The sequence below is a fragment of the Hymenobacter lapidiphilus genome (genome assembly GCF_003417065.2).
Classification (GTDB): Bacteria; Bacteroidota; Bacteroidia; order Cytophagales; family Hymenobacteraceae; genus Hymenobacter.
This window is the reverse complement of record NZ_QVLT01000025.1, coordinates 40,565-52,885: the sequence shown is the minus strand read 5'-3', so window position 1 is coordinate 52,885 and position 12,321 is coordinate 40,565. Positions and strand designations below refer to the sequence as shown.

At 61.8% G+C, this 12,321-nt stretch carries 10 protein-coding genes; 5 read left to right on the top strand and 5 right to left on the bottom strand.

Annotation, left to right across the window (positions count from 1 at the left end; genetic code table 11):
• Positions 1-20: 20 nt before the first annotated feature.
• Together D0N36_RS14120 and D0N36_RS14115 are read right to left on the bottom strand one after the other, a co-directional pair.
• Positions 21-392, bottom strand: a complete 372-nt coding sequence (locus tag D0N36_RS14120) for a hypothetical protein (RefSeq protein ID WP_147320906.1) — start codon at positions 390-392, stop codon at positions 21-23.
• Between the two features lie 511 nt (positions 393-903).
• Complete coding sequence (locus D0N36_RS14115) at positions 904-1,281, bottom strand: hypothetical protein (protein WP_116942442.1); 378 nt, start codon at positions 1,279-1,281, stop codon at positions 904-906.
• A 175-nt stretch (positions 1,282-1,456) separates the two neighbouring features.
• Here D0N36_RS14115 and D0N36_RS14110 point away from each other — a divergent pair, with 175 nt between their 5' ends.
• A complete protein-coding gene (locus D0N36_RS14110) occupies positions 1,457-1,699 on the top strand; it encodes a helix-turn-helix domain-containing protein (protein ID WP_116942441.1) in 243 nt (80 codons plus the stop codon).
• Positions 1,700-1,956: 257 nt separating this feature from the next.
• Here D0N36_RS14110 and D0N36_RS14105 read toward each other — a convergent pair whose 3' ends face one another.
• The 3 genes from D0N36_RS14105 to D0N36_RS14095 form a co-directional block, all read right to left on the bottom strand.
• The gene (locus tag D0N36_RS14105; RefSeq protein ID WP_116942440.1) at positions 1,957-2,136 is read right to left on the bottom strand and encodes a Tn3 family transposase; all 180 of its coding nucleotides are present in this window, start codon (positions 2,134-2,136) and stop codon (positions 1,957-1,959) included.
• Positions 2,137-3,115: 979 nt separating this feature from the next.
• Entirely contained in the window at positions 3,116-4,471 is a 1,356-nt protein-coding gene (locus D0N36_RS14100; protein ID WP_116942439.1) for a sensor histidine kinase, read from the bottom strand.
• On the bottom strand, positions 4,461-5,825 hold the full coding sequence (locus D0N36_RS14095; protein WP_116942438.1) for a sigma-54-dependent transcriptional regulator: 1,365 nt from the start codon (positions 5,823-5,825) through the stop codon (positions 4,461-4,463). Before D0N36_RS14095 ends, D0N36_RS14100 begins: the two co-directional genes overlap by 11 nt.
• 303 nt (positions 5,826-6,128) lie before the next feature.
• Between D0N36_RS14095 and D0N36_RS14090 the strand changes: the two genes are divergently transcribed.
• The 4 genes from D0N36_RS14090 (at position 6,129) to D0N36_RS14075 (ending at position 11,791) form a co-directional block, all read left to right on the top strand.
• Positions 6,129-7,406, top strand: a complete 1,278-nt coding sequence (locus D0N36_RS14090; RefSeq protein WP_116942437.1) for an efflux RND transporter periplasmic adaptor subunit — start codon at positions 6,129-6,131, stop codon at positions 7,404-7,406.
• Between the two features lie 13 nt (positions 7,407-7,419).
• A complete protein-coding gene (locus tag D0N36_RS14085; RefSeq protein WP_116942436.1) occupies positions 7,420-8,103 on the top strand; it encodes an ABC transporter ATP-binding protein in 684 nt (227 codons plus the stop codon).
• A 21-nt stretch (positions 8,104-8,124) separates the two neighbouring features.
• Complete coding sequence (locus tag D0N36_RS14080; RefSeq protein WP_116942435.1) at positions 8,125-10,479, top strand: FtsX-like permease family protein; 2,355 nt, start codon at positions 8,125-8,127, stop codon at positions 10,477-10,479.
• A 241-nt stretch (positions 10,480-10,720) separates the two neighbouring features.
• A complete protein-coding gene (locus D0N36_RS14075; protein ID WP_147320905.1) occupies positions 10,721-11,791 on the top strand; it encodes a hypothetical protein in 1,071 nt (356 codons plus the stop codon).
• Positions 11,792-12,321 lie beyond the last annotated feature (530 nt).

The window sequence follows — 12,321 nt, the reverse complement described above, 5'->3', positions numbered from 1 at the left end:
GAACGGTGTTTGCCAGCACTCTACCGGGTGTTTTTGGCTTGGAGTCGCGCTTGTTGCCTGGCTGCCAGGGTATCTTCCAGGAACTTACTCACCACATCCAGTTGGCCTTCGAAGCCACCGGGCGTGGGGGTTTCGACGTACACGGCCCGAGCCCGGTACCCCTCCCAGACAAGCCGGTGCGGGCCCTGCGCCTGACCGGGGCCGAACAGCTCGATAGACTCGGGCCGCAGCACGGCCCCGTCGGCGACGGTCCGGAAGCGGTAGAATTGGCTGTCCAGAAAGTAACAGTGAAGACCACGTATCTGCGCTCGATGCTGACCGTACCAGCGGGTGGGTCCCGCCAACACGTAGCCTTTTGTCAAATTGCCCGGCGTCGGCGGAATTGGGCGCATCTTGGGGAAGGAATCCAGCGGCTCTCCGAAAGAATGGCCCGGTAAGCCGTTATGACAATCCACTAGGACGCCAAACGGAAACCGGGAAGGTAGGGGAGAGAAGGTTTCCGCGGTATCGTCAGCTAGTGAAATGGTCGGGTCCGGCGACGAGCAACCGGGAAGGAGCCATCCATTGGCGAGAAACAGGAGCGCGAAAGGGGTAAGGAGACGGCGCGAAGAGAGTCGCATGGGCGAGGAAAGACTAGGCGAGGGAAAATTGGTTTACTGGGCTCGGCGGCCGCCGGGGGAGCGGTCATCAGTCGGCTCGTCGTGGACCTCGCCAAGCGCTGGCAACCGCCCGGGGGCGGCGACGCAGGCTGGCTCTCGGTCCAGGATGCGGGCCCGGTTCCGTGGCCCGGTAAGACCCCTAGGGCCACCTTGTTGCTCATCGCTAGAAAGGCGGAAGGCTTCTCGAAAGAAAAAGGGCGTGAGGATAGGAGGGAAGGGTCTGGCTGGTTGACCACGCGGGGTTCTAGGTGGCGTCCGGCCCGCCGCGTGCGCGGCCCAGCGCTTCTACCCGCGCAAGGAGGGCGGGGCGGGCTTGATCCGGGTCTGCGCCATCTGCCTCGCGCGGGTCCGGGACCTTGGCCCAGTAGAACTCTTCGGCCTCGTCGTGGCGCCGAACCATCCCTGTGACCAGTTGGAAGACCGCCGGGCCGCCAGCCCGCGGGTTGGCTTCGAGTTGGCCTAGGGCGCGCAGGATCTCGCCCGGGCAGTTCATCGGCTGCCGGATATAATAGAGCTTGCGCGGTCCGTATCCCGCTCGGGCATCGATGACGGCCGGCAGGGCGTCCAGGTGGTGCGCGTCGAGGGAGATGGTGTCCAGCGTTACCCACAGGTCGGGTTGCAAGGTCCGAAATACGTTGCCTGCTGACGCTGATTTGCGCTGCGGTTGGGAACGTATTGTTTCTTCTCTCTAAGGGGCTATGGTAGCGAATGGGCACGGCGCAAACATACGAAGCTTCTTCGATAATGTGGACTTATATGTCCACATCTGATATCGGGTTTCACCGGAGCTTGCAGGTGTGAAAAAACCAGCCAGTGGGCAAGCTTTTGGGCTTCATTTGCGGCATTTACGCGAGCGCCGTGGCTGGAGCCAGCAGGCGCTTGCGGACGTTGCCGACATCACCAAGAAAACGGTTTACCGCATCGAAACGGCTCAGACGTCGCCCACTCTGGACGTATTAACCTGCCTGGCAGAAGGCCTGGAGATTTCCCTGCCGGAATTGCTCCACTTTGCTCCGCCGACTTCCCTGAACCGCTCGTAACCGCACCGGTCGCTCGGGATGGGCATCACTGAATTTTTGGATGTGCGTCCGAACGTGCACCCTCCATGAGCGACTGCTGGCTATACCTCATAGCCGTCCAATGAAACGGGGGAGCTAGCGCTGACACACTGGTGCTTGACGAGGGTAGTAGGGACGGTGTACCAGCGGTCCAGTTACATGCGGGCGATGGCATCGGCCAGGGCCTGCCGCTCGGCAGGCGGGGCCTGGAACAACTGCCGGTTCAGGTACAAGCAGTTCTAACACACAAGCACGTTTTGCACGAGCCGTCTGTAAGCATCGGCGACCTGTTGTTCTTGCTTGCCGGCGTAGCGAAATTGCCCGTTTTGCCCATAGAACACGGCGCGAGCGAACTGGTGAGTACTTTCGAGCTTGTTCAGTTGGTCGTCGACGCGCTTGCGCAGGTCTTGGTCGTCCATGTAAGGTGTTGTTAAACAACTAGGGGAAAACCTCCGAGCTAGGAGCGCAGCCGCCTACTTTACAAATACAAAGCGCTGTAGATTAAATAAAAGTCGATATAACCGCGTGAGTGATGGTGTAAACGTTCGTTTTCACTAGCTTCTTCCGATTGAATGAAGGAGTATGTAAGGCTATCGGTTTTTCGATGGCTTTGCGCCGCGTTTGCACCTTATCACGAACATCCCACCCAGTTGACCACGGACTCGGAGGTTTTCCCTAGCTGTTTAACAACACCCGGTAATCGCTAACCGAATCTAAAAATGCGGGTTAACTTTGGATCCTCCCGTTTCAGTGAGTAGAAGTCCGGGTGTATCAGCACCCACTTCAGGCCCCCCGGTTGTTCCACCAGCCGGGGGTTCTTTATAAGGTTGATTGTTTACATCACCCGCTTCTGAACCATCGCGCCTTGGGCAGCTCACGCCATGACAAAGTCAACCAAAAAGCGTCTTCGGGCCGTTCGTATAGAAAGGAAACAGGCGCCTGACGCAGGTTCGCCGGCTGGTTCATCTCCCCCTTTTCAGCACCCGATATTCGCCTCAGAAGCCGAGTATGACTAATCGGTTGAAAGCGTAGTGGCGCGCATCCGAAGCGGGCGGGTGAAGGCCCGCCTGCCCGACGGATAGCTGCTCGGCTCGTGCTCATGAGCCGATTCAGCGCTGGGGGTATGCAGGAATTGAGTAGCCGGCGGATTTCGGCGAGGCTACGGTTCTTCTTCTCGGGATTGTTGCCGCTTGGGGGATAGCGGCAATCCATTGCGCGGGCCCGCACTTCGTTGCTTGCTCTGGGCAATGAAATGTGAAATTTCCTGCCACTCCTTCTCCGTTGGCGGCTTGGATTGCATCAGGCCTGCGTCTGTTGGTTCTTCGTTTGGAAGCTGGGTCATCTAAGTAGCCTGTCTTAAAAGGGTTGCTTAACGTAATCTAGCTTCCCGGACATCCCCTAAAGGGGAATTGACGAGGGAAACCACAGCTGAAACGCGCTGCCCGCCCCCTCTACGGAATGGACCTGAATGCTGCCCTGGTGCAATTGCATGATTTGCTTAGCCAGGCTTAGCCCAATCCCGGAGCCGTTGGGACGGGTAGTGAAAAAAGGAACGAAGATGCTCTCCAGCACGTCGGCGGGAATACCGGTTCCGTTGTCTTTTACCTCCACAACCACCCGCTGCTGTTCAGCGCACCAGGCCCGCAGGCTGATGCGGGGATTGGGCGTTTGCGCAACTGCCTGCGCCGCATTGAGGACCAGATTGATGAGCACTTGCTCCAGCAGGTGGCCGTCGGCGTGCAGGGTGAGGTGCGCGGGTCGGACGCTAAGGGTGAGTTCGATGCCTTGCGCCGCCAGCTGCTCCGCCAGGAGTTGCCGGGTGGCCTGCAGCAATTCCTGCACGTAAAGGGTGGTGCGCTGCGGCGAGGCCAGGGAGCTAAAGTCGCGGTACACCTGGGCGAAGCGCAGCAGCCCTTCGCTGCGCTGCTGGATGATGCGAATGCCCGTGCCTACATCATCGAGCAACTCGGCGGCCGAATCTTCCTGCTGGGCTACCCGCACGTGGCGGCCCAACGAATCAGCCAGCGAAGCAATGGGGGCGACGGAGTTCATGATTTCGTGCGTCATGACCCGGAGCAATTGCTGCCAGGCAGCCGTTTCGGTATCTGCCAAGGCTTGGCTCACGTTCTTGAAGGCCAGGAGGGTAAACGCTTCGCCCCGGAGCGTAAACCGGGTGGCGGACACGAGCAGCTGCACCGCTTGCGGGCCTACCGTCAGCTTGACTACTACGGGCTGGCCGGGCACCGCTCGGCAGATGGCCTCGTACAACACGGGCTGCCGGGATTGCAGCGCCTGGATGTTTTTCAGGTAAGGCAGGTGCAGCGTCTGCTTAAATGCTTCGTTCACCCAGCCCACGGTGCCCGCCGCGTCGTAGGACACGATGCCGGTATCAAGCAGGGCCAGGATGGTTTGCAGGTACTGAAACTGCCCTTCCTGCTCGGCCCGCAACTCCCGAAACGTGGCGTTGACTTGGTTGAAGGCTTCGTGCAGGGGCCGTAGAGACGTCGGGCCGGACTGCGCCGGGTACTGCCGCGTAAAATCGCGGTATTGCAGAGCCAGGGTGAAATCGGCCAAGGCCTGCTGGCCGCGTGTCAGGTAGCGGGTCAGGTCCAGCACCAGGATTAGCAGCAGCACCAAGGCCCCCAAGGCTAACCCGTAGCCATGGTGCAGCATGGCGTAGCCGCCCCCAGCCAGCGCGGCCACCAGCAGTAGCAACCGCCCCAGCAGGCGCACGTCCAGGCGGTTAAATAGCATGCTTGTCGAGCCGGCGGTAGAGGGCGGTGCGGGTGAGACCCAGCTCCTTGGCCGCTTTGGTGAGGTTGCCCTGATGGCGCGCAATGGCCTGTTGAATGGCGTTTTTTTCTACTTCCAGCAACGGCAGCGGCTGCTCCGCCATGGCCGTAACCGGCGCGGAAGCAGCCGATTCGGGACTCCGAAACGAGAAATCAGCCGGAAGCAGCACGGGTCCGGTCGCCAGAATAACGGCCCGCTCCACGGCGTGTTGCAGTTCCCGCACGTTGCCGGGCCAGGGGTGCTCCTGGAGCTTGCGCAGGGCGGCGGCACTGAATTCCGGCACGGGTTGCCGGTTGCGGACCGCGTAGACCTGCGCAAAGTGTTGAGCCAATAGCTGTACGTCGTCGGCCCGCTCGCGCAGGGGCGGCAGCGTAATTTCAACCGTGTTGAGGCGGTACATCAAATCCTGGCGAAAGGCCCCGCGGGCGACCAGCGCGTGCAACGGGGCGTTGGTGGCCGACAACAGGCGAATGTTCACCGGTATGGGCGCGTTGCTCCCCACCGGCACCACCTGGCGGTTTTGCAGGGCCGTGAGCAGCTTGGCTTGCTGGGGCAGGCCAATGTTACCAATCTCATCCAGAAACAACGTGCCCCCGGTGGCCGCCTCAAACCGGCCCACGCGGCTGGCCTGGGCATCCGTAAACGCGCCCTTGAGGTGCCCGAACAACTCGCTTTCAAACAACCCCTCGCTGAGCGCGGCCACGTCGGCGGCCACGAAGGGCCGGGCAGCGCGCCGCGACTGCTCGTGCAGGGCTTTGGCGACCAACTCCTTGCCGGTGCCGTTCTCACCGAGAAGCAGCACGTTGGCTTCGGTCGGGGCAACCTTTTCAATGATGGCGCGCACTTCCTGCATGGCGACTGACTCGCCCAGCAGCACGGTATCAGTGGCCGAATCGGCTGGTTTTTTGGGACTGCTTTTGCTGCCGGGTTTAGGTTGGAGGGCGGCGGCCAGCGTTTGCAGCAGCTGGTCGTTGTGCCAGGGCTTGAGCAGAAAGTCGGTGGCCCCGGCCTTGAGGGCGCGCACCGCCGTGCGCACGTCGCCGTAGGCCGTTAGTAGGATAACGGCCGTGGCAGGGGCGTGCTCCCGGATACGGCCCAGCCAGTAGAAGCCCTCGTTGCCGGTCGCCTGGCCGCTGCGGTAGTTCATGTCGAGTAGCACGGCGTCGAAGGGCTGCTGGCCAAGCAGGGAGAGCAGCCGTTCCGGATTTTTCTCCGTCACCACTTCCCGCACCTCCGTTTTGAGCAGCAGCTTGAGGGCAAACAGCACATCGGGCTCGTCGTCTACCACCAGAATGCAGGCGTGCTTCAGATTCATGAAAAGGGGCTTGGTAAAACGTAAAAGTCGGGGATGGCAGGCGTCTGTGCCAATGCCGGCCACATAAACCGTGCAGGCCCTGGAAAATACTGGTTTTCAATCTGCCAGGCCGTGCTCCGCCCAGCGGCTCATTCAGAATGTATCGGAACCGAACGGTCAACTGTATCGAAACCGGACGTTTGGCAACAGTGGGCTGGTGGGTTATCGGCTCATGCGCTTGATTCACAGTTGCTTTCGCGTAAGGCACCGTTCTTGGCACCTTGGGACAATAGCTACTTGCTGCTACTTGCTGCGCCGAACTGAATGGATGTCCTGATACCGAAGAAGAAATGGTGGTTTGTTGCCCGCTGGTGGTGGGTGGGAATCCTGGTGCTGGCGGCCACGGGCGCGGCCGGTATCTACTGGCCCCGGCCGGGCCAGCGGCTGCACGTCGCAGCCAGCCGGCTAACTATCAGCCCCGTAATCCGGGGCAACTTTCAGGAATTCACGGCCATTGATGGGGTCGTTCAGCCGCTGCGCACCGTGTACCTGGACGCGGCGGAGGCCGGCACCGTGCAGCAGGTACTGGTGGAAGAAGGCGCGACCCTGACGGCGGGCCAGCCCCTACTCCAGCTGGCCAACCCCGACCTGCAGCTGGAAATGGTGAACCGCGAAACGGCCGTGTACGAGTTGATGAACAACCTGCGCAATACCCGCAACCAACTGCTGCAAAACCGCATCCTGCGCCAGAATCAGCTGGCCGAAATCGACTTCCAACTGGCCGAGGCCCGGCGGGTGTTCGACTCCAACCAACAGCTCTACGACCAGCAGGTGATTGCGCGGCAGGACTACCTGCAAAGCCAGAACGCCTACCACTACCAGCGGCGCCGGCGGCAGCTCACGCAGCAGACCCTGCGCCAGGATTCGGTAGCCATGCTGCAGCAGCTGGGCACGATGCAGGAATCGGTGCGGCGCATGAGCAGCAACCTGGCCCTGATGCGGCGCAAACTGGACGATTTGCTGCTGCGGGCCCCGGTCGGCGGCCGGCTCAGCTCGCTGGCCGCGGAAGTGGGCGAGGCCAAAACCCGGGGCCAGCGCCTGGGCCAGATTGACGCATTGGTAGGCGTGAAATTACACGCCACGGTGGACGAGTTTTACATTGCCCGCATCGAAACCGGTCAGGTGGGCGAAGTGATAATTGAGGGCCAGGCGTATGCCTTGCGGGTGACCAAAGTCTTCGCCCAGGTGGCCAAAGGCCTGCAAATTGACCTGGCCTTCACCGGCGCGCCCCCACCGAGCCTGCGGCGGGGCCAGACCCTGCCCATCCGGCTGGCGCTGAGTGCGAAGGCCCCGGCGGTGCTGCTGCCCAAAGGCGGCTTTTATCAGCAAACCGTGGGCAACTGGGCGTTCAAGCTGGGGGCCGACGGCACCCGGGCCCAGCGGGTGGCCATCCGGCTGGGCCGGCAGAACCCCGACTACTACGAGGTGCTGGCAGGCCTGCGTCCTGGTGACCGGGTCGTAACGTCCAGTTACGAAGGCTACGCTGACCACCAGGAGTTGGTTCTGGATGGCACCAACCATAATCAATCAGTAAACAATTAACCGCCCAAACTCCATGATTAAGACCGAAAATCTGGAAAAGTTCTACCGCACCGAGGAGGTGCAAACCAAGGCGCTCAACCACGTCTCGCTGACGGTGGAACAGGGGGAGTTTGTGGCCATCATGGGCCCCTCGGGCTGCGGCAAATCAACGCTGCTCAACCTGCTAGGTTTGCTCGATGAGCCCGATGGCGGCAGCTTGCAATTGCTGGGCACCGAGACCAGCCGCTACTCGGAGCGGCAGCGGGCCGAGCTGCGCAAGCGCAGCCTGGGCTTCGTGTTTCAGAGCTTCAACCTGATTGACGAGCTGACGGTGTTTGAGAACGTGGAGTTGCCCCTGCGCTACCTCGGCGTGGGGGCAGCCGAGCGGCGGCAGCGGGTGGAACAGGTACTGGAGAAAATGCAGCTGCTGCACCGGCGCAACCACTTTCCGCTGCAACTCTCGGGCGGCCAGCAGCAGCGCGTGGCCGTGGCCCGCGCCGTGGTCAACGCCCCGCCGCTGCTGCTCTGCGACGAGCCCACCGGCAACCTCGACTCGGCCAGCGGCCACGACGTGCTGGGGCTGCTGACTGAATTGAACGAGGCGGGCACCACTGTGCTCATGGTCACGCACTCCGAGCACGATGCCCGCTACGCCCGGCGCGTCATCCGCCTGCTCGACGGGCAGGTGGTGCTGGAAAACAGCCGCCCCCAGTTCTAACCGATTCCTCTTCCTGCGGCCATGCTTCCCTACCCCTTGCTGCTTATTTACCGCAACTTCAAGCGGTTCAAAGGCACGTTCTTTCTCAACCTGATTGGCCTCTCCACCGGCCTGGCCGGCGCGCTGCTCATCTACCTGTGGATAAGCGACGAGCGCAGCTTCGACCGCTACCACGCCCTGGACGGCCGGCTCTACCAGGTGCTGGAAAACCGCCGCACGGCCGCCGGCATCGAGACCCAAACCGGCACCGTGCCGCTGCTGGCCGAGGCCCTGCGGCGGGAAATGCCGGAGATTGAGTTTGTGGCCACCACCACGCCGGTTCCGTTCTTCCCCGCCTTCACGCTTACGGCGGGCGGGCAGCACCTGACTGCCGTCCCCAAATATGCGGACCCGGATTTCTTCCAGCTGTTTTCCTACCCCCTGCTGGTGGGCACCCCCGCCACGGTGCTGCGGGATAAACACGCGATTGTGCTCTCCGAAGCCCTGGCTACGAAGCTCTTTGGGTCGCCGCAGAACAGCCTGGGCAAAGCCGTGCAATGGCAACTGGCCGCCGATAGCACGCAGACCAGCCTGGTGGCTGGGGTGTTTGCCGGGGTGCCCCGCAACTCGTCCGAGCAGTTTGACTTCGTGCTGCCTTTTGCCTCGTTCAAAGACCGGATGCAGATGAGCGAGACCATCAAATGGGACGACGACGGCCCCTTCAACACTTACCTGGCCTTGAAGCAGGGGGCCGACCCCGCGCAGTTTCAGGCCAAGCTGGCGGGGTTGCTAAAAACCAAAAGCGCGCAGGCCCAGGGGCGCACGCTGTTTGTGCGACCGTTCGCGGCGGGGTACCTGCACAGCACCTACGAAAACGGCGTCGCCACCGGCGGGCGCATTGCCTACGTGCGGCTGCTGGCCCTGATTGCCGGGCTCATTCTGGTGATTGCCAGCATCAACTTCATGAACCTGTTCACCGCCAAGGCCTCGCGGCGGGTCAAGGAAGTGGGCATTCGCAAGGCCCTGGGGGCGAGCCGCGCCGCGCTGGTGGGCCAGTACCTGACCGAGTCCGTGGTGATGGCCCTGCTGGCCCTGATCGTGGCCGTGGGGCTGGTACAGCTCGTGCTGCCGCAGTTCAGCGCGCTGACGGGTAAGCCGCTAGCCTTGCACTGGGAGTGGCCGCTGGTGGGGGTCGGCTTGGCCCTGGCGCTGGGCACGGGGCTGCTGGCGGGCAGCTACCCCGCCTTCTACCTGTCGGGGTTCCAGCCGGCGGCCGTGCTCAAAGGCAAGCTGCCGACCCGGGCCGGCGACGTGTGGACGCGGCAGGGCCTGGTCGTGCTGCAGTTCACGCTCTCGGTGCTGTTCATCGTGGCCGTGGTGGTCGTTAACGCGCAGCTGGCGTTTGTGCAGCGCCAGCCGCTGGGCTACGATAAGGCCCACGTGCTGCGCTTCGATACGGGCGGCAAGGCGGCACGTGAGCAGGCGGCGTTTCTGGCCGAGGTGAAGAAACTGCCCGGTGTCGTGCAGGCGTCCAGCGTTTTGGGCGGCTTCCTGGGCGGGCGCTACGTGGCGGAGAGGAGCTGGCGGGGGAAGCGCCTACCCGTAGCGACGATGCTGGTCAATTATGACCTGGTGGAAACGATGGGCCTGCACCTGGTCGCCGGCCACAGCTTTGCGCCGCAGTACCGCGCCGACAGCGCCGCCATCCTCGTCAACCAGGCCCTGGTAACCGGCCTGGGGATGACCGACCCCGTGGGCCAACAACTCGACGGCGCCCGCATCGTGGGCGTGGTCGGCGACTTTCACTACGAGTCGCTGCACGAGAAAATCAAACCCCTTGTTCTCCAACTTGACCCCCAGGTGAACACGGTGCTCGTGAAGCTCCAGCCCAACGCGGAGCAGGCCACCATTGCGCGGCTGCAGCAGCTATACGCCGCCTACAACCCCGGCTTTGCGCTCGACTACACGTTTCTGGATACTGACTACCAGGCCCAGTATGCGGCCGAGCGGCGGGTGGCGGTGCTCGCCCGCTACTTCGCCGGGCTGGCCATCCTCATTTCCGCCCTGGGCCTGCTGGGGCTGGCGGCCTTCACCGCCGAGCGACGGCGCAAGGAAATCGGCATCCGTAAGGCCTTGGGCGCAAGCGAGCTGAGCATCGTCTGGCTGTTGACCAGCAGCCTGACCCAACTGGTCGTCGTGGCCATCGTGCTGGCGCTGCCCCTGAGCTACCTGCTGATGCAGCGCTGGCTGGAGGGTTTTGCCTACCGCGTGGCGTGGCAGTGGTGGTACTTCGCGGCGGCCGGGATGGGGGCCTTGCTCATTGCCTGGCTCACCGTAAGCGTGCAGGCCTGGCGGGCCGCCCGCCGCAACCCCGTGCTGAGCCTGCAGGCCGAGTGATGAGAGGCGAATAGGTTGGGAACGGTGATTTGAGTAGGCTGGGTAGTTCTTATAGCGTTTTACAGATGACCGTTTGCAACCCTCCAGTCATCAAACGGAGCCCGTTTAGCTTGCCACCGTTCTGCTGGACATCTTTGCTGACCGACTCCGACTCCGACTGCGGAATGTAGGGCATTACTCGGCAGTTGCTGCGTACAGACTTTGCGTTACCTTCCCTGCTCATTTGCGCTGGTACTAGCCTATGTCTGCTTTAGCCCCCGTTTCTCAACCTGCGTTTTTGCACCAGCAGATTCAAGCCGCCCTACGTCAGCCTGACCCAGTGCTGGCTAACCTGCTCATTACCCGGTGTCACTACTTACTCTCGCAGGCCCTGCAAGCGGCCTTGGGAGAAGGAGCCGGAGCCAATTTCCACAGCTGGGCAGTGTGGGGCTCGCGCAAAGCCGGGGTCACGATTCGGCAGGAAGACCTGGATGATGCCCGCCGCGATGGGTCTATTGCAGGCAGCCTTGTAGGCGGCCTGGTGGGCATCGGGTGCGGCAGGCTCCTGGGGTGGGCAGCCGGGTGGCTGCCTCTGGCTGCCCTGTTGGGTGCAGGCTGTGGGCTGACGGCCGGACATTTGATTATCCGTCGTAGCCGGCGCCGGTCCGCTAGCTTGGTGCTGGCCGGCAACCGCACAGTCCTCGAAGACATTGGCCTGCAAACAGTCCGGTTCTTAGAGTGGCTCCCCAAAGCGGCTGCCATGCAACCAGCGGACATTGCCTTATTTTTGCATGAGTTGCACCCAGGACCGGTGGGCGAACAGAACCAGGAACTCTTACGGCAAGCATTTTCGCAGTACTATATTGCTTATCACGCGAGCAATATTGGACAAAAACAGCGGGCTACTTATCTAGGCAACTGCTTTGCCGTGTGGCACGAGCATGTGCGGCTGGAGCCTTATATTCAGGGCGCTATGCCCCTCATTATCCGTCGGTGCGTGACGGGCCGCTTACTTCAATTCGATATCGGGACCCATCGCTTGGCGGTGGCGCACGACGTACCGGCACCCATCCAGCCCCTAGAGGCGGACAGCGACCCGTCTGTTCAGGCGGCCTTAGCCCTGTTGCGCCTGGGAAGTGGCACCGCGCAGGCGGGAGGTTCGTCGGTAGCTCACACCGCTGCCAAAGACTGGGCGCGCATTAAGGAACGCATGCGCTACATCTTCGCCCTGTTTCAGGCGTTTCATACCGACCCGCAGGTGTTTACTATACCTTACACTGCGGACCAGCTAGTAGCGCTGGCAGCAGGCCAACGGCCGGCAGGAACCTTATAGCGAGGGCGTGTAAGTCGCTCCTCATCTAGCTATCCGTTTCGCGCTTTCGACCGTTTGCTTGAACACATTGTGGCATGTTGCTGGCATTTTTGATTTAGGAAAACAATCCTAATTAGACTTGGCGCTTTTCTGTTCACCCCCAGCCTTATACTTGGAAGTAGGTGTTGGGAATGCCTAACGAGGTGACACCTTTGCTTTATTTCTCATTTTCCCTTCTTGCCTGTTGTGTACCATGAAGCCAACACATAAAAAAGCAGTTTGCCTTGCTATCGCCATACTCGGCATTTTCTTAAGTGGTATGGGAATTGGCTTAGTATACGGAGTCGACCACCCACGTCCGAACGATAAGCGGACCCCGGAGGCGCAAGCCGCACGCCGGTCGATGGGCACCACCCTTACTTGGACAGGTCTGGCCGTGACATTCGGCTCGCTTGGCTTGCTCATGATGGCGCGAAACAGCGAAAAGAAAGCCTGAAACCTGCGACGCCCCAATGGCTGCTTCAACTAAACGGCCGCGTTTACCTTCGGAC